Source organism: Hymenobacter convexus (genome assembly GCF_030580955.1).
In the GTDB taxonomy this organism is placed as follows: Bacteria; Bacteroidota; Bacteroidia; order Cytophagales; family Hymenobacteraceae; genus Hymenobacter.
On sequence record NZ_JAUQON010000018.1, the window covers coordinates 1 to 23,539 of the forward strand.

Sequence of the window (23,539 nt, forward strand, 5' to 3'; positions counted from 1 at the left end):
CCACGGGAAACGAGAAAAAAACCCCCACCCCCCCCCCCCCCCCCCCCCCCCCCCCCCCCCCCCCCCCCGGGGGGGGGGGCCCCGGGGGGGGGTGGGCATTCGTTAAAAAGATATTCAGAGAAATGACGTTTGGCTCCCCCTCCCCCTGTGGAGAGGGAGCCGGCCCCAGAGGGATTCCGTGAGGCGCCCCGTTACCACTCCGCCACGCTGCCGTCGGTATTGCGCCACACGGGATTGTGCCAGTTGTGGCCGATGGCTGCCCGCTGCCGCACATATTCTTCGTTGATTTCGATGCCCAACCCCGGCCCTTCCGGGATTTTGCAGTAGCCGTTTTCGTAGAAGAAAACCGACTTGTCGGCCAGGTAGTCGAGCAGGTCATTCTCCTTGTTGTAGTGAATGCCCAGGCTCTGCTCCTGAATGAAGGCGTTGTGGCAGGTAGCGTCCACCTGCAGGCAGGCGGCCAGCGCGATGGGACCCAGCGGGCAGTGCGGCGCGGCAGCCACATCGAAAGCCTCGGCCATGCTGATGATTTTCTTGCACTCGGTGATGCCGCCAGCGTGCGAGAGGTCGGGCTGAATGATGTCGACGTAGCCGTCAATGAGCAGCTGCTTGAAATCCCAGCGCGAGAACATGCGCTCGCCGGTGGCGATGGGGATGGAGCAGTGGTTGGCGATGTCGCGCAGGGCCTCGTTGTTTTGGGGCAGCACGGGCTCCTCGATGAACATGGGGCGGTAGGCTTCGAGCTCTTTGGCCAGCACCTTGGCCATAGGCTTGTGCACGCGGCCGTGGAAATCGATGCCAATGCCCAGGCCCGGCCCGCCGGCTTCGCGCACGGCGGCCACGCGGGCCAGCACGGCATCAATCTTCACGTAGGAATCGACGTAGCCCATCTCGTCGGTGCCGTTCATTTTCACGGCCGTGAAGCCCTTGGCCACCATATCAGCCGCGGCCGCGCCAACGTCGTGCGGCCGGTCGCCGCCAATCCAGGAGTACACGCGCATGGTGTCGCGCGCCCGGCCGCCCAGCAGCTGGTGAATGGGGGCGTTGTGGTACTTGCCCTTGATGTCCCACAGGGCCTGGTCGATGCCGGCAATAGCCGACATGAGGATGGGGCCACCGCGGTAGAAGCCGCCGCGGTACATCACCTGCCAATGGTCTTCGATGTTGAGGGGGTCTTTGCCGATGAGATTTTCCATCAGCTCGGTCACGGCGGCGGCCACGGTGGCGGCCTTGCCCTCAATCACCGGCTCGCCCCAGCCGATGAAGCCGGTGTCGGTTTCAATTTTGAGAAACAGCCAGCGCGGCGGCACTTGGAAGAGTTCGAAGCGGATGATTTTCATGGGGTGGGCGAAGGGATGGGAATGAAATATCGATAACGGTCATGCTGAGCGCAGCCGAAGCATCTCTACCGCTTCGTTGTCTCGATTAGATTACTACTGCGGTAGAGATGCTTCGGCTGCGCTCAGCATGACCGTTCTTCCATCTCTTCATCTGAGAAACTACCCTTTCGCCACGGCCGCCACAAAGGCCCGCGCCTTCTCCGTGAGCTGGGCCAGGTACTCGTCTGTCACGGCTTGCTTGGTATCGACCAATGAGCTGCCCAGGCCAAAAGCCTTCGCCCCGGCCTCCGCGAAACCCTTGATGTTATCGAGCGAAACGCCGCCGGTGGGCATGAGCGGAATGTGCGGCAGCGGACCGGCAATGTCCTTGAAATAGCCGGCGCCACTGGCCCCGGCCGGAAACACCTTGATGATGTCGCCGCCGTATTCGTAGGCCTTCAGAATCTCGGTGGCGGTGTAGGCGCCGGGAATGCTGACGGCGCCGTAGCGCTTGGTCATCCGAATGGTTTTCTTGTTGAGGGTGGGCGAAATGATGTACTTGGCCCCGGCCAGCAGGGCGGCGCGGGCCGATTCGGGGTCGAGCACGGTGCCGGCACCCACCAGCAGCCTGCCCTCCATGGCGCGCGAAACTTCTTCGATGGACGCCAGCGCGCCGGGCGAATTCAGGGTGACTTCCATCATCCGGACGCCGCCGGCTTCTACGGCCCGGGCTATTTTGAGCAGGTCGGCGGGGTTGGCGCCGCGCACGATGGCAACGACTTTGTGTTCGAGAATGTGAGCCAGGGGAGTCATAGCGGTGGGAAAGGCAAAAAGCGCAACGGTCCTCTGCCAACGTAGAAGCACGAATTCAGGTTAAGTTCATTTGCCGGCCCGAGTATTGGGCCGCCGCCCGCAAGCGCCCGGCAGCCTGCTGTCGGCACAACACGTAAGGACGGATTGGAGTAAGCCCACCAACCAGCGGGCCGCCATTCCAACTCCTGCCCACCCCCTCCTACCCTCACACCTTACAATTATGGGTCCCCAATTCCTCTTCGCCACCGGCATCGAAAACAGCAACCCCACCATCCAGAACGGCAAGGTGCGCGTGGATGAGCTTGAAAAATGTGGCCATTACAAGCACTGGCAGAAGGATTTCGACTTGGTCGAGGAGTTGGGCATTTGCTTTTTGCGCTACGGGCCGCCCATTCACAAAACGTTTCTGGGACCGGGCAAGTACGACTGGAGCTTTGCCGACATGACCTTTCAGGATTTGCTGCGGCGCAACATCGCGCCCATCGTGGACCTGTGCCACTTTGGGGTGCCCGACTGGATTGGCAACTTCCAGAACCCGGATTTTCCGGCGCTGTTCGGGCAGTACGCCAAGGCGTTTGCGCAGCGGTTTCCGTGGGTGCAGCTCTACACGCCGGTGAACGAGATGTACATCTGCGCGCAGTTTTCGGCCCGTTACGGCTGGTGGAACGAGCAGCTGAGCGGCGACCAGCCCTTCGTGACGGCTCTCAAATACATCGTGAAAGCCAACGTGCTGGCCATGCAGGGCATTCTGGAGGTGCGGCCCGATGCCATTTTCATCCAGAGCGAGTCGTCGGAGTATTTCCACGCCGAAAACCCGGCCGCCATCAAGCCTGCCGAAACCATGAACGCCGAGCGGTTCCTGTCCCTCGACCTCAACTACGGCAAGCGCGTGAACAGCAGCATGTACGAATTCCTGATGGACAACGGCATGACCCGCGACGAGTACCACTTCTTCCTGGACAACAAGATGAAGCGGCACTGCATCATGGGCAACGACTACTACTACACCAACGAGCACCGCGTGTCGGCCGACGGCAGCACCCGCGCCTCGGGCGAGATTTTCGGCTACCACGTCATCACCTCGCAGTACCACGACCGGTACCGCCTGCCCGTGATGCACACCGAAACCAACATCTGGCAGGGCCCGCACGGCGACGAAGCCGTGAACTGGCTCTGGAAAGAGTGGGCCAACGTGCTGCGCGTGCGCAACGACGGCGTGCCCATGGTGGGCTTCACCTGGTACTCCCTCACCGACCAGGTGGATTGGGACACGGCCCTGCGCGAAGACAACAACCGCATGAACCCCGTGGGCCTCTACGACCTCGACCGCAATATCCGGCCCGTGGGCACGGCCTACAAGCAGCTCATCGCCGACTGGAGCCAAGTGCTGCCCGCCCAAAGTGTGTGCCTGCAAGTACCCATCGTGATGCCCAAGGAAAGCAACGAAGCCTGGGCCCGCGAGCAAAAACAGGACGTGAAAGAAGCCACCGCCGACCAGTCAACCACGGCCGCGAACACCACGCCGGAGTCGTAGAGGCGTGTAAGCTCATCACTTTCAAAACCGTCATGCTGAGCGTAGTCGAAGCATCTCTACCGCAGCAGTAAATAGATTAGTTGCGCGGTAAAGATGCTTCGACTGCGCTCAGCATGACGGGCTTTTCCAATCGTTTTAAACCCAATCAATACTTTCCCATGCAAGCTCGTTTCACCGATAAAGTCGTTCTCATCACCGGCGGCGCCAGCGGCATTGGCCTGGCCGCCGCCAAACGTTTCGCTTCCGAAGGCGCCCGCGTGGTGCTGGCCGATTACAACCAAGCCAACCTCGATGCGGCCGTGCCCGAAGTGAAAGCCGCCGGCGCCCCCGACGTATTGGCCAGCCTCTGCAACGTGGCCGTCGAAGCCCAGGTAGCCGCCACCGTGGCCGCCACACTGGGCCGGTTTGGCCGCCTCGACGTGGTGGTGAACAACGCCGGCCTCATGCAGTTCAAGCCCCTCGAAGAACTCACCGGCGACGACTGGCTGCGCATCCTGAACGTGGATTTGCTGGGCGCCTTCTACTTCACCAAGCAGGCTTTTTTGCACATGAAGCCCGGTGGCAGCATTGTGAACATTGCCAGCATTCACGCCATCGAAACCAGCCCGTTGGTGGCGCCCTACGCGGCGGCAAAGGCCGCCATGCTCTCGCTCACCCGTTCCTCTTCGCTCGAAGGCAAGCCCAAGGGCATCCGCACCAACGTCATCCTGCCGGGCGCCATCGACACGCCCATGCTCTGGGAAAACCCGAACGTAAAATCCGGCGTCGAAATCATCGACAAAGCCGATGTGGGGAAGGCCGAGGACGTGGCCGCCACCATTGCTTACCTGGCTTCGGATGACGCTGCCTTCGTGCAGGGCGCCGAAGTGCGCGTAGACGGCGGCCGGCTCGATAGGTTGTAGCGTGGACGCTGCGAGTCCGCGCCGGGGCGCACGTTCAATCAGGCGCGGACTCGCAGCGTCCGCGCTACAGAAATCGGCACGGCGCTTGTAATACGGGCTTCGACACCTGTCTTTCCTGTGCTATGAAAACCTGCTCCCTCGCCGCCCTGCTGCTTTTGTCGCTGCTTTCCTTCCGCGCCTCGGCCCAGTTCCGCCTGTCCGACCTGAAAGAAATTCTCACCAAGCAGGCCGGCACCCGCACTTCCAGCAGCGGCGCTAGCATTGGCGGCCTGAGCAGCACCGAAGCCGCCAGCGGCCTCAAGGAAGCGTTACTGCAAGGCATTGGCAAGGGCGCCGACCAGGCTTCCCAAACCGACGGCTTCTACCTCAACCGCCTCATTCGTATCCCTTTCCCGCCCGATGCCCAGCGCGTGGCCACCACGCTACGCAGCATCGGCCTGGGCAGCCAAGTCGATAAGTTCGAGTTGAGTTTGAACCGCGGCGCCGAAGACGCGGCCCGCAGCGCCAAGCCCATATTCATCTCAGCCATCAAAAGCCTCACGTTCAGCGACGTGTGGAACATCCTGACCGGACAAAAAGACGCCGCCACGCAGTTTCTGAAGCGTACCACCTCTACACAGCTTGTCTCGGCCTTCTCGCCCATCATGCAGAAGAGCCTCGACCAAGTGGGCGCCACCCGTTACTACACCCAGCTGGCCACCACCTACAACCAGCTGCCCCTGGTGCAAAAAGTGCAGCCCGACCTCAACCAATACGCCACCGGCAAGGCCGTGGATGGCCTCTTCACGCTCATCGCCCAGGAAGAAGCCAACATCCGCGAAAACCCCGTGGCCCGCACCACTGAATTGCTGCGCCGCGTGTTTGGCAGCCGCAGCTAGGCAGTAGGTGTGACCGTTCCTATTTCCAGCCGCGCTGACCCAAATAGTGGCGTATGTTTGCGGCCCTTTATCCGCAACCGTACGCCGCTTTTTTATGCCGACTCTTACCATTCGCAGCCTTGCCGAACTCGAAGCCCATGCCGGCCAGGAGCTGGGCGTGTCCGAGCTGCACACCATCACGCAGGAGCAGATAAACCAGTTTGCCGCCGCCACGCTGGACTTTCAGTGGATTCATACCGATGCGGCGCGGGCCGAGGCCGAGTCGCCGTTCAAGGCCACCATTGCGCACGGCTACCTCACGGTTTCGCTGCTGCCCTACTTGTGGCAGCAGATTGTGGCCATTGAGAACCTGAAAATGCAGGTGAACTACGAAATCGAAAGCCTCCGCTTCAACCAAGCCGTGACGGTGAACAGCCAAGTGCGGCTGCGCGCCGCGCTGCTGTCGGTGGCCAACCTGCGCGGCATTGCCAAGGCCCGCGTGGGCGTGACGCTGGAGATTGAAGGCCAGAAAAAACCGGCCTACACGGGCGTGGTCACGTTCCTGTATCATTTCCAGGAATCGTAACAGTATCTAAATTCAGCAGAATATCAATTAATGACCGGACTGCATTTGCGGCCCGGTCATTTTTGTATACATTGGGGCATCTATTCACCTTTTTTTCTGCTTGTTAATGAGACAACTACTTCTTGGCCTGGGCCTGCTGCTGACCCTGGCCACCCCGCATGCGAGCACGGCGCAGGCCGTTAAATCAAGCACGCAGCCGCCCATCATCGACCGCGAGCTGCTGTTTGGCGACCCCGAGATTTCGGGGGCCCAACTCTCGCCCGACGGCCGGTTCCTGTCCTTCATCCGGCCCTTCAACGGCACCCGCAATATCTGGGTGAAGGGCCTGAACGAACCCTTCGATAAGGCCCGGCCCATGACCAACGACCAGGCCCGCCCGGTACGCAGCTACTTCTGGAGCCGCGACGGCAAGTACCTGCTCTACAGCCAGGACAAGGGCGGCGACGAGAACTTCAACATCTACGCCGTGAACCCGGCCGAGGCCCCGGCGACCGGCCAGCCCGTGCCCGCCGCCCGCGACCTCACGGGCCTGAAAGGCGTGCGCGTGCAGATTATTAACGCCCCGCTCACCGACCCCAACGCGCTCTACATTGGCCTGAATGACCGCGACAAAGCCTGGCACGACCTCTACAAGCTGAACCTGACCACCGGCGAGAAAACCCTGGTTCGCCAGAACAACGACCGCATCGGGGCCTGGGAATTCGATTGGAACGACCAACTGCGCCTGGCCTCGCGCTCGAACCCCGACGGCAGCAACGAGTGGCTGCGCGTGGAGGGCGACCGGATGGTGCCCTTCTACAAAACGAGCATCGATGAGCAGAGCGGCGTAGTTGCCTTTGCCAAAGACAACCAGCACGTGTACATGATGACGAACATGGGCGCCGGCCGCAACCTGGCCGAAATCGTGCTCATGAACCCCGCCACTGGGAAGGAGGAGCCTTATCAGGCCGACCCATTGAAGCGTGTGGACGTGGGCGGCCTGGAAGTATCGGAGAAAACCCACGAGCCGGTATTCGTGAGCTTCGAAGACGACCGGATGCGCCGCGTGTGGAAAGACAAGGCCTTTGAGCAGGATTTTGCCACGGTGAGCAAAAAGCTGCCGGGCCTCGATATATACCCCGGTTCGCACACCACCGACGAGCGGCTGTGGCTGCTCACGGCCACCTCGGCCACCCAGCCGCCCGTGGCCTACCTCTTCGACCGCCAGACCAAACAGCTCACCAAGCAGTACGAAACGCGGCCCAAGCTGTCGGCGGCCATGCTCTCGGACATGCGCGTGGTGCGCTACAAGTCGTCGGACGGCTTGGAGATTCCGGCTTACCTGACCTTGCCGAAGGGCGTGGTGGCCAAGAATATTCCGGTCATCATCTTGCCCCACGGCGGGCCCTGGGCGCGCGACAGCTACGGCTTCAACGCCATGCACCAGTTTCTGGCCAACCGTGGCTACGCCGTGCTCTCGCCCAACTTCCGGGCCAGCACCGGCTACGGCAAACAGTTCCTGAACGCCGGCAACGGCGAATGGGGCCGCAAAATGCAGGACGACCTGACCTGGGGCGTGAAATACCTCGTGGCCCAGGGCATTGCCGACCCCAAGCGGGTGGGCATCATGGGTGGCTCGTATGGCGGCTACGCCACGCTGGCCGGCGTAGCCTTTACGCCCGATGTATACAACGCCGCCGTGGCCATCGTGGCCCCTTCCAACCTGACGACCTTGCTCAACGCCATTCCGCCCTACTGGGAAGCCGGCCGCAAGCAGATGTACGCCCGCATGGCCGACCCCGGCACGCCGGAAGGCCGCGCGGCCCTCGACCGCATGTCGCCGCTGGGCTCGGCCGATAAAATCAAAACCCCGCTCATGGTGGTGCAGGGCGCCAACGACCCGCGCGTGAACAAGGCCGAGGCCGACCAGATTGTGGTGGCCCTGCGCGACCGCAACTACCCCGTGCAGTACCTGCTGGCTCCCGACGAAGGCCACGGCTTCGCCCGCCCCGTGAACAACATGGCCATGTTTGCGGCTTCGGAGAAATTCCTGGCCAGCCAGCTCCACGGCCGCTACCAGGAAAGCATGAGCCCCGCCGTGGCCAAGCGCCTGCAGGAAATCACCGTGGACCCCAAAACCGTGCAGCTGGTGACGAAGACGAATGTGAAGTAGCTACTGTCTGTCATGCTGAACGCAGTGAAGCACCTTATTACGTTAGAACAGGTCGTTCCAACGTAATAAGGTGCTTCACTGCGTTCAGCATGACAGGCGATTTTACACGGCCGCTTCCGGCACCTCATCCCCTGCATATACCGGCTCCATGTCCTTTTCCTCTTCTTCAGTAAACAACCTTGAGCGGATGAGAAACCGTACGCCCAGCGGGATTTCCAGCGAAAAGCTAGCGCCGCGGCCTTTCACCACATCCACCGTGAGTTGGGTGTGTTTCCAATAGGCAAACTGGCTGGCACTCATAAAGAAGTCGCAGCCGTGAATGCGGCCCAGCCACACGTCGTTGCTGCCCACGCGGAACTCACCCTTGGCGAAGCACATGGGCGAGGAGCCGTCGCAGCACCCGCCGCTCTGGTGGAACATGAGCGGGCCGTGCTCGTCGCGGAGCAAGTCGATGGTGGCTTCGGCGGCGGTGGTGACGAGGACGCGGGGCGTGGGCATGGGGGGCGATGGGTTACTTGATGGGTTCCGGACGCAGGAATTTTATCCCTGGCTTGGGCGCTGACGACTTACGTCGGCGAAAAATGTAGGCAATGTCACTGTTGTCGTCGTGCACGGTAACGGTGCTGTCGGGAGCTTCGCTGCCCGGCTTGACTTGCCATGCGTAGCGCAGCCGGCGGTCTGCGTCCCAGTAGTAACGGCGGTTGCCGATGCCCGAGATGCTCTTGCGCGCTGCATTGGGCATGTGGTCGGCGGGTGCGGGGAAGTCGGCTGCTTTGTTGGGCATGCGGTCGGACTTGTAGCGCAGCGAGTCGGATGAATCGTAGGGGTGCGGCGGACTGGTTTTGGTCAGGGTCCAATCGGGGTTGCGGGCCCCGGGAATGGGCAGAAGCTGGGCCTGAGCGGCAGCGGTGCCGCCAACTAATGCGAGGAGTGTGAACAAGCTTTTCATAGAGCTGGCGCAATGGGTTTTAAGCAAGACGCGCGACAAAAGAAAAGGATGCTTGCTGTTCAACGATTTAAACCAGAATATGTAGCACGGCATGCTGAGCGCAGTCGAAGCATCTCGCCTGCAACAGTAATCAAGATCGTTTCAACGATTGAATTACTACCACACGCGAGATGCTTCGACTACGCTCAGCATGACGTGCTACTGTTTCTACCTGAGCTACTCAGCGGCTTAGAAGAAGCCCAGCTTCTGCTGGCTGTAGCTGATGAGCATGTTCTTGTTCTGGCGGTAGTGGCTCAGCATCATCTTGTGGTTTTCGCGGCCGAAACCGGAGGCTTTGTAGCCGCCGAAAGGCGCGCCGGCCGGGTAGTCGTGGTAGCAGTTCACCCACACGCGGCCGGCCTCGATGGCGCGGGGCACCTGGTACAGTTCGTGGGCGTCGCGCGTCCACACGCCGGCGCCGAGGCCGTAGAGCGTGTCATTGGCAATTTCGATGGCTTCCTCCACGGTTTTGAAGGTGGTGACGGACACCACCGGGCCGAAAATTTCCTCCTGGAAAATGCGCATCTTGTTGTGGCCCCGGAACATAGTGGGCTGGATGTAATAGCCCTCGGCCAGCGCGCCGTCGGCCTGGCTGTAGGCGTCGCCGCCCACCAGCACTTCGGCCCCTTCGGCCTTACCGATTTCGAGGTAGCTCAGGATTTTCTCAAACTGGTCGTTCGAGGCCTGCGCGCCCATCATCGTATTCATATCGAGCGGGTTGCCCAGCTTGATGGCCTTCACCCGCTCGATGACGCGGGCAATGAAGTCGTCGTAAATATCTTCGTGAATGAGCATCCGCGAAGGGCAGGTGCAGATTTCGCCCTGGTTCAGGGCAAACATCACGGCGCCTTCGATGGCTTTGTCGAGGAAGTCGTCGTCGGCATCCATCACGCTCTTGAAGAAGATGTTTGGCGACTTGCCGCCCAGCTCCATTGTCACGGGAATGAGGTTTTCGGCGGCGTACTGCATGATGAGGCGGCCGGTGGTCGTCTCGCCCGTGAAGCTGGCCTTCTGGATGCGCGGCGACGAGGCCAGCGGCTTGCCGGCTTCCAGCCCGAAGCCGTTCACCACGTTGATAACGCCCGGGGGCACCAGGTCCTGAATCAACTCCATGAGAATCATGATGCTGGCGGGGGTTTGCTCGGCGGGTTTCATCACCACGGTGCAGCCGGCGGCGATGGCGGGCGCCAGCTTCCAAGTGGCCATCAGGAGCGGGAAGTTCCAGGGAATAATCTGGCCGATGACGCCCAGGGGCTCCTGAATGTTCATCGAAACCGTGGTCGAATTCAGCTCCGTCACGTTGCCTTCCTCGGCCCGAATTACGCTGGCGAAGTAGCGGAAATGGTCGATGACCAGCGGCAGGTCGGCGTAGGTCGTTTCGCGGATGGCCTTGCCGTTCTCCACGCATTCGACGGCGGCGAGGTGGGCCAGGTTTTCCTCGATGCGGTTGGCAATTTTATTGAGGATGTTGCTGCGCTCGGTAGCCGAGGTTTTGCCCCAGGTTTTGAAAGCTTCGTGGGCGGCATCGAGGGCTAAGTCGATGTCTTCCTTGGTGCTACGGGCCACTTTGGTGAAAACCTTGCCGTCGATGGGCGACGGGTTTTCAAAGTATTGCCCCTTCACGGGCGCCACCCACTTGCCGCCGATGAAGTTGTCGTAGTGGTTCTTGAACTGGGGGCGGGCCACCACGGTGGTGGTTTCTTCTAAGGTTTCAGCCATGGCTTTGTGAGAATGGGAATTAGGTGAACGAGAGAGGATGTAAAGGTCCCCGATTCCTTGGCCGCCGGGTTGTGGTATTATCGCAAAGAGTGCTAAAATTGTCGCAACTTGCCATACCAACTCCGTGTTGGGAGTGTGTACTCCCTCACCAACTGCGTTTTCCCATGTCCACCCGCGTCCACCTGCCCGCCGCCGTTGCCCCGCTCGCCCTCGAACGTCTGCACTCGCTGGTCGAAAACCGGACGGTGTACAACCTGGAAGGCTTTGAGCTGAACGTATTCGAAACGCACCGCGCCGCCCACCGCGTACCCCTGCGCCTCGAAGGCCTGGCCCTGACCACCATGCTGCGCGGCAAGAAAGTGATGCATCTGCCCGGCCGCGAAGCCTTCGACTACCTGCCCGGTGAAAGCGTGGTGGTGGACAAGGACGAGCTGATGGAAATCGACTTCCCCGACGCCTGCCTCTGCCAGCCCACGCAGTGCCTGGCCGTGGCCATCGCGCCCGATACCATTCGCCACACCGTGGATTTGCTGAACGAGCGTTACCCCAAAGCTGAAGCGCACCAACCCTGGGCAATTGAAGGCCCCGAGTACGCCCACCTCACCAACACGCCCGAGCTGACCGACACGCTGGGCCGCTTGGTGGCCGTGTCGCGCACTTCGGATATTAACAAGGACGTGCTGGCCGGCTTCACCCTGCAGGAACTACTGGTGCGCCTGATGCAGACGCAGGCCCGCCAGCTCATTTTCCACGACTACGCCCGGCACCTCACCACGCACCGCTTCGCCGCCGTGGTGGGCTACATCAAGGACCACCTTTCCGAGAACCTCACTATCGACAAGCTCAGCGCCCTGGCCTGCATGAGCAAGGCCACGTTCTTCCGCGTCTTCAAGCGCGAGTTCGGCATTACGCCAGTCGAGTATATCATTCGGGAGCGGCTGGGCGAGGCCAAGCGGCTGCTGCGCCACCCGCTGGCCAGCGTGGCGGAGGTGTGTTTGCGGGCGGGGTTCAACAACCTGTCGTACTTCCAGGCGCTGTTCAAGAAATACGAGGGCGTGACGCCGGGGGCGTATAAACGAGATGTAGCGCGGACTTTGTAGTCCGCGAGTAAACCAAAACTGAACACTCGCGGACTACAAAGTCCGCGCTACTTTTAGAACACCACGCTGTACGGCGCATCGGCCAGGCCGCGCACATCTTCGTGCAGCTCCACGCCCAGAATTTCGTGCACGTTGGCCCGAATGCGATTGGACATTTGGGTGAGGGGCAGGTCGTTGCTGTCTTTGCCGAAGGGGTCTTCAATTTCGTCGCCAATCATTTCCACGCCCAGCAGCGCGTAGGCCCCAAACATGGTGATGGGCACCGTGAGCCACTCGTAGGTATCGAGCAGGTTGAAGGGCATGGTGAGGATGAACACCGAGATAAAACCCTTGATGAAGTAGCTGTAGGAGAACGGGATGGGTGTGCTTTTGATGCGCTCGCAGGCGCCGGCCACGTCGAGCAGCGCCTCGTGGTGGCGCTGGATAGTGATGAGGTGCGTGGGCAGAATGATTTCCTCGCGCAGCAGGTCTTCGTAGAATTCCTGGAGCATGGCCGCCAGGCGTGAGGGCACGTGCCGCACGGTTTGCAGGTGTTCGATGAAGCCGGGCGCGGCAGCCTCCAGCTTTTCAAACCGGACGCCCTGGCGCAGGTGGCCATCGAGGGCGATGGGGAAGTTGGAAAGCAACCGGGCGAGGTAGGTGCGGGTGGCGTAATCGTCGGCCGGCAGGCGGGCGTGGAGCAGGCCGGCCAGGTTGCGGCAGTTGTTCACGAGCTGGCCCCAGAGGCGGCGGCCTTCGTAAAAACGGTCGTAGGCCGTGTTGGTCCGGAAGGCCAGCAGCAAGCTGAGCAGGATGCCCAGAAACGAGAAAAACTCCTTGTCGACGGCCAGATTGAACCGGTCGAACTTCACCACCAAAGCGGTGACGACGGTGGCGTAGAGCCCCACCCACAGCACCCGTTTCAGCAGCAGGCGGATGATGCCGGAGGCGCGCAGGTGGCGCAGGGCCTCCCACCAGTCGGAGGATTTATAGACAATCATGCGGATGAGGCGGGGCTGCAGTGCCCCGGCGCAAGTTAGGGCCGCTGGGCTTGGGGCCGGGCCTTAATCGTCCCATTGCCCCACCGTTTTAACCATAGGCAATGGCCGCCACTTCCACCACTTCCTCCTGCGGGCCCAGCTTCAGCGGCACCTGCTGCTTGAGTTTCGCGCCCTGCACGGCCCGCGCAATGGGCGCCACAAACGCCACTTTGCCCAGTGCCACATCGGCCTCATCGGCGCCTACAATGGTGAATCTGCGTTCGAAACCTACTTTACCGCCGCGCACGGTGCGCAGCGTGACGGTGGCGCCGAAGCGCACTTCCCGGGCGGGTTGCCCGGCGGGCTCCACCACTTTGGCGCTGCCGAGGCGCTCCAATAGCAGCGCCAAGCGGCCGTTGTAGAGCGAGAGGCGGTGAGTCCGGTCGGTATCGTTGCTGTGGTCGGCTTCGGCCTGGGCGCGCTCGGCTTCGAGGGTGGCCAGTTCGGCGCGCAGCAGCTCCAGGCCGCGGGGCGTGACGTAGTTGGGCGTGCCCGGCGGCAGGGCCGCGCGGGGCGGGATGATGGGCGGCGTTTGGGCGTCGTCTTCCTTGGTAAATCCACGGCTCATGCGGGGTTGAACGCGGCCAGTGGCCGATGGTTGGGCGAGCCGGCCGGGGTCCGTATGTTTACCGCTCATTTTCAATCGTGTTTCAATGGGCAACGTGTTCAAATGGCTCGCCATCTCGGTGGGCAGTGTGCTGGCGCTGGGCGCGTTGGCCCTGGTGCTGTGGGTGGCGGGGCGACTGACGCACGCCTTCGACTTTTACCAAACGCCTTCAAACGCTAATGCACCCACATTTATAATCGGCGACCAGTTCTTTATCTCCCGCTGGGTCAAGCCCGAGCGGCTCGACTTCATCGCCTACCGCTCCTCGCTGCCGGAAGATGGCCCGACCGTTTTCAGCCACCGCCTCTGCGGCCTGCCCGGCGACACCGTGGAGCTGCGCCGCAGCCGGCTGTTCGTGAATGGCCAAGACCTGGACCTTGGCCTGCAGCTGGTGCACCACTACGCCCTGGCCCGGGCCGACTATGCCCGCCTGCCCCGCCCGCTGTTCAAAGACACCACCGGTATCATCCCCATCGGCGACAGCCTCTACCAAGTGGGGCTGGCCGATGCCGACGCCGCCCGGCCGGCGCTGCGCGCCGTGCGCAAAGTGCAGCCGGCCGGCTACCGCAACCCCGCCATTCTCAACGTATTTCCGGCCGGCCGCAACGAAGACAATTTCGGGCCCGTGGTGGTGCCGGCCGGTGCCTATTTTGTGCTGGGCGACAACCGCCAAAACGCCCGCGACTCGCGCTATATTGGCTGGGTGCGGCAGGCCGATGTAGTGGGCACCGTGCTGGGCCAGCACTAGGCCGGGCATAACTGTTCGGGCCGTTTCGCGGTTAAACCCGACTGCGGCCTGAGTGGCCGCGGCTTCGTGTGGTTTACCTCAACAGCGTTTCGTGTCCGATTCCCATTCTTCTATTTCCTCGCCTTCTGGTATTTCGCCCCACCCCCCGGCCCCGGCCCTGAGCAATGCGCTGGTCTGGCTCATGGCCCTCACCTGCGGGCTGGTGGTGGCCAATATTTACTACAACCAACCGCTGCTGGCGTCCATCGGGCGCACCTTTCATAAAACGGACAGCGGGGCCAGCCTGGCCGCCACGGCCACGCAAGTGGGCTACACGCTGGGTATGCTCTTCGTGGTGCCGCTGGGCGATATGCTGGAGCGCAAACGCCTGATGCTGCTCATGCTGCTGGGCGCGGCCGGGGCCATGGCGCTGGCGGCCTGGGCACCCACGTTTGGGCTGCTGGCGGCGGCCAGCGTGCTCATCGGCATTTTGTCGGCGGTGCCGCAGCTGCTGGTGCCCATGGCGGCGCACTTGGCGGCCGAGGCCGAGCGCGGCCGCGTGGTGGGCCGCGTGATGAGCGGCCTGCTCATCGGCATTCTGCTTTCGCGCACCGTCAGCGGCTACGTGGGTTTGCACCTGGGTTGGCGGGCCATGTTCGAAATCGGGGCCGGGCTGATGGTGGCGCTGGTGGCGCTGCTGGCCTGGCAGCTGCCCACCGACCGGCCCACCTTCACCGGCACGTACGCGTCGCTGATGAAGTCGCTGGGCACGCTCATTCGCGAGCAGCCGGCGCTGCGCCGGGCGGCGCTGGTGGGCGCCTTCCTCTTTGCCGCCTTCAGCGTGTTCTGGACCACGCTGGCGTTTTACCTCGAAGGGCCACGCTTCCACTACGGCTCCGACGTGGCTGGTTTTTTTGGGCTGATTGGGGCCGTGGGCGCCCTGGCCGCGCCGCTGGCCGGCAAAACCGCCGACACGAAAGGACCCGACTACACCATTGGGCTGGGCATTTTGCTGGCGCTGGGGGCGTATGCGGTGCTGGGCTTCGGCGGGATTTACGTGGCTGGCCTAGTGCTGGGCGTGATTGTCCTCGACGTGGGCGTGCAGTCGGCGCACATTTCCAACCAGTCGCTCATTTTCTCGCTGGTGCCCGAGGCCCGCAGCCGCCTCAACACCGTGTATATGACGGGCTACTTCACCGGTGGCTCGCTGGGTTCCGTGCTCGGCGGCTTGGCCTGGACGCACGGCGGCTGGCCCGGCGTGTGCCTGTTGGGCGCCGGCCTGGCGGGCGCCGCTTTCCTGGTGAGCCGGTTCTACGGGCGCGGCTAAAGTTGCCGGAGCGGGCACCAGCCAAACGGTTGTTTGCGGCTGATGAAAGGCGATAACTTACGCCCTTCTTTTTCCGGCCCATGACTCTCCACGTAGTTCCCAACCGGCTCTATTGGCTCATCGGGGGCCTGCTTCACCTGGCTGGCTTAGCAATGGCTCAGTCCACTCCTACGCTGCCGCCCGCCCCCGACAGCCTCCGCCCCGCCCTGCGCGCAGCGGCCCCCGGCCAGGCGCGGGCCGCCGTGCTGCTGCGCATCGCCGACGCCTACTGGGAGCCGTTTGATTCGGCCGGGTTGGTGCTGTATTCTGAAGCAGCCGAGCGCGAGGCCCGGCAGGCGCGCCAGCCCGTGTTGGCCGGCTGGGCCCTCGACCTGCGTGGCAACTACTACCGCGAAGCCGGCGACCCGCCTCGCGCGCTACAGCTGCTGCTACAGGCCGGGCCGCTCCTGAAATCAGCCCCCGCCGCTATTCAGGCCAACCACCGCTACCACCTGGGCATGGCGTATGGCGACCTCAACCAGCCGGCCCGCGCCTTCGGCCTCTACCGCGAAGCCGCCGCGCTGGCCGGCAACGACGCCGACCTGCAGGCCGAAATTCTGAACTCGCGCGGCATATTATATGCGCGTCAAAACCAGCTCGACTCGGCGGCCGTGAACCTGTACCGGGCCGTGCGCCTGCACCACCGCAGCGGCAACCAGGGCTCGGAGGCCGCCGCGCTGGGCAACCTGGCGCTGGTATACCACAAGCAGAAGCGCTGGGCCGAAGCCGCCACCTACACCCGGCGCGGCAAGGCCCTGGAAACGGCCCTGCACGACACCGTAGCCCTGGCCACGTCGTGGCTCAACCTGGGCGTTATCATGATAGGGCGCGACAGCTCCCGCGCCGCGCTGCCCTGCCTGCGGCTGGCCCTGCACATGGAGCAGCAGATGCACCTTTCCGGCCTGGTGCCCCTCACCTGGAATGCGCTGGCCAAGGCCTACGAACACCTCAACCTGCCCGATTCGGCCCAGCGCTACTACCGCCGCGTACTGGCCATGCAGCAGCACAGCGGCTCCCCGGCCCTCGTCGGCGTGGCCCTGAAAAGCCTGGCCGGCTTTTACGTGCGCCAGGGCCAGTGGGCGCAGGCCGAAACCTACGCCCGGCAGGTGCTGGCGCTGCCGCCCCCGCACGTTTATGCCACCGAGCAAGTGGAGGCACTGGAAGTGCTGCGCCGCGTGGCCGTCCACCGCCGCGACTTCGCCGCCGCCTACGCCTGGCAGAGCCGCGCCCAGCACCTGCGCGACTCCCTGCGCACCCTCTCCGACGCCCGCGTGACCGAGGAGCAGCGCGCCCGCTACGAAACCGACCGCGCCGAAGCCCAGGTGCGCGAACTCACCCAGCGCCAGCAGGTGGCCGACCTGCGCCGCCAGCGCCAACTGCTGGGGGTCGGGCTGGCGGCGGTGCTGATGCTGGGCATGGGCGGGGTGGCGTTGCAGGAATACCGCCGCCGCCAGCTGCGCCGCGAATTGGCCCTGCGCACCCGCCTCTCGGCCGATTTGCACGATGAAGTGGGCGCCCTGCTCACCCAGATTTCCATGCAAACCGATTTGCTCGAAGCCGGCGTGCACGCCCCCGCCCAGCAGCAGGCCCAGCTGCGCGAAGTGGCCGCCACCAGTCGCCTGGCCGCCTCCCAGCTGCAGGACGTGGTGTGGAGCTACGACGCCCGCAACGACGCCGGGGGCCGCCTGCTCGACCGCCTGCGCGACCACGCCTACGAGGCGCTGCAATTCAGCGAAACCACCATCACCTTCGACGCCGACGCGGCCAGCGAAGCCCTGGTCCTGCCCGTGGAAACGCGCCGCGCGCCCTACCTCATTTTCAAAGAAGCGCTGGCCAACAGCCGCAAGCACGCCCCGCAAGCCACCCACTTGCAGGTGACGCTGCGCACCGACCGCCACGCCCTCACCCTGGCCATCGCCGACGACGGCCCGCCACCCGCGCCCAACGGCCACGCCCAACGGCCACGCCCGCGCCTCTGGCCACGGCCTGCGCAACATGCAGGCCCGCGCCGAAGCCGTGGGCGGCACCTGCCGCACGGGTTTCGGCACGGTGCCGGGCCAGCCGGGTTTCGGCGTGCTGGTGCAGGTGCCGGTGGGGTGAGTAGCGCGGCAGCAGGTTGGAGACCGTCATGTCGAGCGCAGCCGAGACATCTCGCGTGCCGAAGTATTCCTTTTAATGAGGTTAGTGGTGGCACGCGAGATGTCTCGGCTGCGCTCGACATGACGGTCTGGCCTCCTCTATCCTCGCCATCCTCCCCCATCAAGATGTAATAGCGGCGCTTTCTGCCGGCCGGTACTTTTGCGCCATGCCCATTTCGCTTGCCATTATTGAAGACGTGCCGGCCGTGCGCCAGGCCCTGCACACCTACCTCTGCGCCCAAGCCGAATTCGACTGCGTGCTGGCAGTTGGCTCGGTGGAAGAATTTCTAGAGCAAGTTCACACACTGGCGGCCCCGCCCCGGCTGGTGCTGTCTGATATTGGCCTGCCCGGCAAGTCCGGCATCGAGGGCGTGGGGCTTATCCGGGCGCAGCTGCCGGGCACCGACGTGGTGCTGCTCACCACCCCGCCCGGCAACCCGGAGTGGATATTTCAGGGCCTATGCGCGGGCGCGGTGGGCTATTTTCTGAAAAACACGCCGCTGGCCGACCTCAAGGCCGGGTTGGTTTCGGTGGCCGAGGGCGGCAGCAGCATGAGCCCGGCGGTGGCCCGGCAGGTGGTGAAGTTCTTCCAGCCGGCCGCCGCGCCCGAGCAGCCCCTCACGCCGCGCGAGCAGCAGGTGGTGCAGGCCATCGAGGAAGGACTGAGCTACAAGCTCATCGCCGCCCGCCTGGGCATTGGGCTCGACACGGTGCGCGGGCACATCAAGAACATCTACGCCAAGCTGCACATCAATTCCAAGGGCGAATTGCTGGCCCGCGGGCGGCGCTGGTAGCCGTGCCCCCCATCAAGATGTAATTGCGCGGCGTGGCCGCAGCCGGGAATTTTGCCAGCACCGCGAGGACACCTCCCGCGGCGCATTGCATTGCCCTTATGAAAAAGCGCTTCCCACTGCTGGCGGCCGTTCTGCTGGCCCTGCCGTTCTCCTCCTGGGCCCAAACGGGCGGCGTGCGCATTGGCACGGCCGGCACGCCCCACGCCTCGGCGGCGCTGGAGGTGAACAGCACCGACAAGGGCCTGCTGCCCCCGCGCCTGACCACGGCCCAGCGCGACGCCATCGCCAGCCCGGCCGCGGGCCTCTCCGTTTTCAACATCACCACCAACCAGCTCAACGTGTGGACTGGCACGCGCTGGCAGGGCTTCGTGCCCGAATTTGTGCCCACCACGCTGGCCTACACCGGCGGCCCGCAAACGTACACCGTGCCGGCCGGCGTCACGGGCCTGACCCTGGACATGGCCGGGGCCAGCGGCGGCGGCGCGGGCGGGCGCGGCGGCCGGGTGCAGGCCACGCTGGCCGTGACGCCGGGCCAGGTGCTCACGTTTTACATCGGCGGCGCGGGCGCGGCCAGCAGCGCCTCCAACGCCGCCGGGGGCTACAACGGCGGGGGCTCGTCGGGGCTCGCCAGTGGGGGCGGCGGGGCCACCGATGTGCGCGTGGGCGGCACCGGCCTGGCCGACCGCGTGCTGGTGGCCGGTGGCGGGGGCGGGGGCTCCAGCTACAGCGGTGGCTGCGGCGGCGGGCTGGTGGCGTGCGACGGCGGCGGTTCGACGTTCACCGTCGGCGGCACCGGCGGCAGCCAAAGCAGCGGCGGCTCGGGGGCCAGCCTGGGCCTGGGCGCCTCTGGCACCTACAGCGGCGGCGGGGGCGGCGGCTACTACGGGGGCGGCATTAGCACCTTTTTGGGCACCGGCGGCGGGGGCGGCTCCTCGTATGCCGGGGCGGGCACCAGCGCCGTGGTGCACACCCAGGGCTACCAAACCGGCAACGGCTACGTGCGCTTCACTTTCAGCAACCCGCCGGCGCCGGTGCTCGACGCCAGCAACTTCATCAACCTCGACAACCTGGGCAACCACACCGCCACCCAAGACCTGGACCTGGGCAGCCACGCCCTGGTGGGCGACGGCGCCAACGTGGGCAGCAGCGTGGGCCTGGGCGTGCGCGCCGACGGCGGCCTCAACCTGGGCCAAAACAACGGCCGGAACGTGTTTTTGGGTTACGGCAGCGGGGCCGCCACCACCTCCGGCATCCAGAACTATTTCGGCGGCTACAACAGCGGCGTGGCCAACACCAGCGGCAACGCCAACGTGCTGGTGGGCTACGAGGCCGGCTACAGCAACACCACGGGCACGAGCAACGTGGCCCTGGGCTACAGCAGCGGCCTGCGCATGACCACAAGCCGGGGCAACACCTTCGTCGGGACGAGCAGCGGGGCCTCCACCACCACCGGCTCCCTGAACACCGCCGTGGGTTTTAGCGCCGGCCCCACGTCCGGCGACCTCACCAACACCACCGCCCTGGGCAACCGCGCCGCGGTGAGCGTCAGCAACGCGCTGGTGCTGGGCGGCACCGACAGCTACGCCGTGAATGTGGGCATTGGCACCACGGCCCCGGAGTCGCGGCTGGAAGTGGCCGGCACCGACGCCACGGCCACCGTGGCCACGCTGGTGCTGAACAACACCGGCGCCACCGGCCAGCGCACCCTCAACCTGCCCACCGACCTCACCATTGGCACGGCTCTGCAGCTGCAAAGCGGGCTGGTGCGCACGGCCCCCACCGCCACCATCACCCTGCCCGACGGCGCTACGCTCAGCGGCGAAGCTTCGGGCCAGTACGTGCAGGGCAACCTGCGCGCCGTGCGCAACGCCGTGAGCGGCACCGCCGCCGTGGCCTTCCCCAACAGCGCCACCCTCAACCCCAACGGCCTGAGCCTGGGCACCGTGACCGTGACGCGCACCGCCGGCCTGCAAACCGCCGGCCTGAGCTACGGCCAGAACCTGGCGGGCACCAACAAAGGCATCGACCGGGTCTGGACCGTGGCCGCCACCGGCACCCAGCCCGTCACCGGCACCGCCGTAAACGTGACCTTCAGCTGGCTGGCCGATGACGATAATGGCTTTGCTCTGGGCACCAACGCTCAGCTTTGGCGTGCGGCATCGGCGGCCGGGCCCTGGGCGCGGGAGGGCGTACCCGCCAGCGCCGCCAGCCGCAGCTTCGCCGCCGACGTCACGCAGTTCGGCGCCCTCACCCTCAGCAACATCAACGCCCCGCTGCCCGTTGAGCTCACCCGCTTCACAGCCGAGCCGCAGGGCGACGACGCGCTGCTGCAATGGGCCACCGCCTCGGAAAAAAACAACGACCATTTCGAGGTCGAAGCCAGCGCCGATGGCCACGCCTTCCGCCGCATTGGCACCGTGGCCGGACACGGCACCAGCACGCAGCCGCAGCAGTATCAACTGGTCGATAAAGCCATTGCCCGCTACGCAGCCGACCCGGTGTATTACCGCCTGCGCCAGGTAGATGTTGATGGCACGGTCAGCTACTCGCCCGTGCGCCAGGTGCGCGTGGCCGCGCCGTGCGCCAGGTGCGCGTGGCCGCGCCGCTGGCTTTTGCGGCCGAGGCCTGGCCCCAGCCCTTCGGCGCAGCCGGCACCACGCTCATCCTGCGCACGGCCACGGCCGGCCCCGCCACGGTGGTGCTGCACGACGCCACGGGCCGCCTGCTCCTCACGCGCACCCTCGACCTGGCCGCTGGCACCACCGACCTGCCGTTGGCCGAACTGGGCCCGCTGGCCATCGGCGTGTACGTGCTGCGCCTGAGCCAAGGCACCCAGCACGCGCAGCTGAAATTGGTGCGGCAATAGTCGCCACAGCTGCAACAAAAAAGCCCCGCGTTACCACAGCACGGGGCCTTTTCGTTTGCAATCGGAAGGTTTCTGCTCTGCTACGGCATAGCCGCCAACCGTTCTACGCAGACTTTCAGGCTGGCGCGCCAGTGCGGGATGGCCACGCCCAGCGCGGCTTTGATTTTCGTTTTGTCCATCACCGAAAACGACGGGCGGGTGGCTTTGGTGGGGTATTCGCTGGTGCGGATGGGCGTGGTTCTCACCGAAATTCCGCTCAGCTCGAAGATGGCCGTGGCGAAGTCGTACCACGACGTCAGGCCCTCGTTGCTGTAGTGGTAAAGCCCGTAGGCCGTGCTCCCGTTTTCAATAATGGTCAGAATTACCCCGGCCAAATCGATGGCGTAGGTGGGCGTGCCCACCTGGTCCCAGATGACGCGCAACTCGTCGCGCTCACGGCCCAGCTTCTGCATGGTTTTCACGAAGTTGCCGGCGAATTCGGAATACAGCCAGCTGGTACGCAGCGTGAAATACCGGTCCGTGAGCGGCGCAATCACCTGCTCGCCCTCCAGCTTGGTGAGGCCGTAGGAGCTGATGGGCGCGGTTTCGTCGGTTTCAGTCAGGGGCTGGTTGCCGGTGCCGGCAAACACAAAATCGGTCGAAATCTGGATGAGCGTGCTGCCATGTTCGCCGCAGAGGCGGGCCAGGTTTTCCACGCCGTCGCGATTGATGCGGCGGGCCAGTTCCAGCTCATCTTCGGCCTTGTCGACGGCCGTGTAGGCGGCGCAATTGATGACGTACGCCGGACGGTGGTGCTCAAATAAAGCCGTGAGGCCGGGCACGTCCAGGATATTTGCCTGAGCTTCGGGCAGAAACGCCAGGCCACCCACGTTCCGCTCCTGCGCTACGTGCGCCAAGCACTGCCCCAACTGCCCGGAGGCCCCAAAAACCAATGTCGAACTCATGGCTAAAACTCAAATTGGCCCGCAAGTTAGGCCGGCGCGCCGGGTAGCCCATGCCCGGCTTTGCGAACTGCCAGCGCCATCCCAGCCGCCAAGCACAAGCTAAACCCTGTACTACAAACACTTACTCCGGCGCCGGCAGCTGCTTCTGGCCCGCCGATACTTCCTTGCCCGCAATGGCCTGCTTGTTCTGGATGGGCTCGAAACGCTGTTCGCGGGGCTGCTTTTCGCTCAGGTATTTCCAGTAGCGCAGGGGCATGTGGCGGCGGTGCAGCTTCAGGTTTTTGCGCTCCGGAATATTCACATGGTCAAAATAAGCCCGCCAGAGGTGCTTGAACAGCGGTTCCCGCTCATCAAGCACCGTGGCCGAAATATCGGTGGATTTGCGGCCCGTGGGGTTTTCAAACTGCACGATGTCGGTGCGCGTCAGGTCGTAGTAAAGGCCGTAGTGGCGGCGGCGGTCATATATCAGCCAGCGCTGGTCTGCGTAGCGCTTGGTAAAGTGCGCGGCGATGAGCGGCAGCACGTCCATATCCGGCTCGATGGTGGCGTGAAACAGCTCGTCCTGGGTTTTCTCGAAGCGCACGAAGGCCTCCATGCGGTGCTTCTCGCGGAACATCATCTGGGCCAGGCGCTGCACGCGGCGCACGTCGGCGTTGGCGTAGTTTTCGGCAATGTCCTGGGCGGCGCGCAGGGCCAAGTCCACGTACCGGAAAATCAGCATTTCCCGGTCGGCGTCCTCGCTCAAAAACACGTGGTAGAGGCGCGTGCGGGCCTCCTGGTCCATGGTTTTTAGCAGGCCTTCCCACACGCGGGCGGCCTGCGCCTCGTCGGTTTCGCGGTGGGCCGGCTGGGCAAACAAACCCACCTGGGCCGTGGCCTCGGGCTGAATGCTGTTGGGCGCCGCCCGCCAGTCATACACCGTGAACAGCACCGTGAGCAGCCCCTCAAACGTGCCGTCGTAGGTATAGTCGCGCGGGGCAGCCGTGAGCAGGGGCGCGCCGGCCCGGCGCGGCGCGGCGGGCGCCAGGGCGGTGGTGGAGCGACGGATGGGCTTTAAAGGCATTGTAGCGTGGACGCTGCGAGTCCGCGCTTAACAAGCGCAGACGAA

At 64.2% G+C, this 23,539-nt stretch carries 20 protein-coding genes and 1 pseudogene; 12 read left to right on the top strand and 9 right to left on the bottom strand.

The features are described 5' to 3' along the window. Positions 1-191: 191 nt before the first annotated feature. Together dgoD and Q4S41_RS24240 are read right to left on the bottom strand one after the other, a co-directional pair. The gene (gene dgoD, locus Q4S41_RS24235; RefSeq protein WP_305033706.1) at positions 192-1,340 is read right to left on the bottom strand and encodes a galactonate dehydratase; all 1,149 of its coding nucleotides are present in this window, start codon (positions 1,338-1,340) and stop codon (positions 192-194) included. Positions 1,341-1,499: 159 nt separating this feature from the next. Further along, positions 1,500-2,132, bottom strand: coding sequence for a bifunctional 4-hydroxy-2-oxoglutarate aldolase/2-dehydro-3-deoxy-phosphogluconate aldolase (locus tag Q4S41_RS24240; protein ID WP_305033707.1), 633 nt, complete (start codon positions 2,130-2,132; stop codon positions 1,500-1,502). Positions 2,133-2,352: 220 nt separating this feature from the next. On the opposite strand from Q4S41_RS24240, the gene Q4S41_RS24245 reads away from it, so the two are divergent. From Q4S41_RS24245 to Q4S41_RS24265, 5 genes are all read left to right on the top strand, one after another. Continuing rightward, on the top strand, positions 2,353-3,666 hold the full coding sequence (locus Q4S41_RS24245) for a family 1 glycosylhydrolase (protein ID WP_305033708.1): 1,314 nt from the start codon (positions 2,353-2,355) through the stop codon (positions 3,664-3,666). Between the two features lie 158 nt (positions 3,667-3,824). Then, entirely contained in the window at positions 3,825-4,568 is a 744-nt protein-coding gene (locus tag Q4S41_RS24250) for an SDR family NAD(P)-dependent oxidoreductase (RefSeq protein ID WP_305033709.1), read from the top strand. Between the two features lie 122 nt (positions 4,569-4,690). Then, on the top strand, positions 4,691-5,446 hold the full coding sequence (locus tag Q4S41_RS24255) for a DUF4197 domain-containing protein (protein WP_305033710.1): 756 nt from the start codon (positions 4,691-4,693) through the stop codon (positions 5,444-5,446). Between the two features lie 94 nt (positions 5,447-5,540). Next, positions 5,541-6,011, top strand: a complete 471-nt coding sequence (locus Q4S41_RS24260) for a MaoC family dehydratase (protein WP_305033711.1) — start codon at positions 5,541-5,543, stop codon at positions 6,009-6,011. Between the two features lie 106 nt (positions 6,012-6,117). Beyond that, positions 6,118-8,163: a S9 family peptidase gene (locus tag Q4S41_RS24265; protein WP_305033712.1), complete on the top strand. Its 2,046-nt coding sequence runs from the start codon at positions 6,118-6,120 to the stop codon at positions 8,161-8,163. 102 nt (positions 8,164-8,265) lie between these two features. Here the strand turns inward: Q4S41_RS24265 and Q4S41_RS24270 are convergent, their stop codons facing one another. The 3 genes from Q4S41_RS24270 to Q4S41_RS24280 all read right to left on the bottom strand — a co-directional run bounded on the left by Q4S41_RS24270 (position 8,266) and on the right by Q4S41_RS24280 (position 10,870). Then, a complete protein-coding gene (locus tag Q4S41_RS24270) occupies positions 8,266-8,661 on the bottom strand; it encodes a DUF779 domain-containing protein (RefSeq protein ID WP_305033713.1) in 396 nt (131 codons plus the stop codon). 13 nt (positions 8,662-8,674) lie between these two features. Next, positions 8,675-9,112, bottom strand: coding sequence for a hypothetical protein (locus Q4S41_RS24275; RefSeq protein ID WP_305033714.1), 438 nt, complete (start codon positions 9,110-9,112; stop codon positions 8,675-8,677). Positions 9,113-9,340: 228 nt separating this feature from the next. Beyond that, the gene (locus Q4S41_RS24280; protein WP_305033715.1) at positions 9,341-10,870 is read right to left on the bottom strand and encodes an aldehyde dehydrogenase family protein; all 1,530 of its coding nucleotides are present in this window, start codon (positions 10,868-10,870) and stop codon (positions 9,341-9,343) included. A gap of 164 nt (positions 10,871-11,034) precedes the next feature. On the opposite strand from Q4S41_RS24280, the gene Q4S41_RS24285 reads away from it, so the two are divergent. Then, on the top strand, positions 11,035-11,970 hold the full coding sequence (locus tag Q4S41_RS24285) for a helix-turn-helix transcriptional regulator (RefSeq protein ID WP_305033716.1): 936 nt from the start codon (positions 11,035-11,037) through the stop codon (positions 11,968-11,970). Between the two features lie 53 nt (positions 11,971-12,023). Here the strand turns inward: Q4S41_RS24285 and Q4S41_RS24290 are convergent, their stop codons facing one another. Both Q4S41_RS24290 and Q4S41_RS24295 read right to left on the bottom strand, forming a co-directional pair. Next, positions 12,024-12,950 carry a bestrophin family protein gene (locus tag Q4S41_RS24290; RefSeq protein ID WP_305033717.1) on the bottom strand — a complete coding sequence of 309 codons (927 nt, stop codon included), beginning with the start codon at positions 12,948-12,950 and terminating at the stop codon, positions 12,024-12,026. A gap of 88 nt (positions 12,951-13,038) precedes the next feature. Beyond that, the gene (locus Q4S41_RS24295; RefSeq protein WP_305033718.1) at positions 13,039-13,557 is read right to left on the bottom strand and encodes a GreA/GreB family elongation factor; all 519 of its coding nucleotides are present in this window, start codon (positions 13,555-13,557) and stop codon (positions 13,039-13,041) included. A gap of 85 nt (positions 13,558-13,642) precedes the next feature. Here Q4S41_RS24295 and lepB point away from each other — a divergent pair, with 85 nt between their 5' ends. The 6 genes and pseudogenes from lepB (at position 13,643) to Q4S41_RS24630 (ending at position 21,487) form a co-directional block, all read left to right on the top strand. Then, entirely contained in the window at positions 13,643-14,344 is a 702-nt protein-coding gene (gene lepB / locus Q4S41_RS24300; protein ID WP_305033719.1) for a signal peptidase I, read from the top strand. 91 nt (positions 14,345-14,435) lie between these two features. Next, positions 14,436-15,650 (top strand): MFS transporter, encoded by a 1,215-nt coding sequence (locus tag Q4S41_RS24305; protein ID WP_305033720.1) that lies wholly within the window; start codon positions 14,436-14,438, stop codon positions 15,648-15,650. An 80-nt stretch (positions 15,651-15,730) separates the two neighbouring features. After that, positions 15,731-17,959: a tetratricopeptide repeat-containing sensor histidine kinase gene (locus Q4S41_RS24310; RefSeq protein ID WP_305033721.1), complete on the top strand. Its 2,229-nt coding sequence runs from the start codon at positions 15,731-15,733 to the stop codon at positions 17,957-17,959. 35 nt (positions 17,960-17,994) lie between these two features. Then, complete coding sequence (locus tag Q4S41_RS24315; RefSeq protein WP_305033722.1) at positions 17,995-18,621, top strand: response regulator; 627 nt, start codon at positions 17,995-17,997, stop codon at positions 18,619-18,621. A 458-nt stretch (positions 18,622-19,079) separates the two neighbouring features. After that, a pseudogene (locus Q4S41_RS24625) lies at positions 19,080-19,613 on the top strand (glycine-rich protein); the annotation flags it as partial. Between the two features lie 1,601 nt (positions 19,614-21,214). Beyond that, complete coding sequence (locus tag Q4S41_RS24630) at positions 21,215-21,487, top strand: T9SS type A sorting domain-containing protein (protein WP_369811352.1); 273 nt, start codon at positions 21,215-21,217, stop codon at positions 21,485-21,487. 80 nt (positions 21,488-21,567) lie between these two features. On the opposite strand, the gene rfbD is transcribed toward Q4S41_RS24630, so the two are convergent. Both rfbD and Q4S41_RS24330 read right to left on the bottom strand, forming a co-directional pair. Beyond that, the gene (gene rfbD / locus Q4S41_RS24325) at positions 21,568-22,431 is read right to left on the bottom strand and encodes a dTDP-4-dehydrorhamnose reductase (protein ID WP_305033724.1); all 864 of its coding nucleotides are present in this window, start codon (positions 22,429-22,431) and stop codon (positions 21,568-21,570) included. 121 nt (positions 22,432-22,552) lie between these two features. After that, on the bottom strand, positions 22,553-23,494 hold the full coding sequence (locus Q4S41_RS24330; protein WP_305033725.1) for a TIGR03915 family putative DNA repair protein: 942 nt from the start codon (positions 23,492-23,494) through the stop codon (positions 22,553-22,555). Positions 23,495-23,539: the final 45 nt, after the last annotated feature.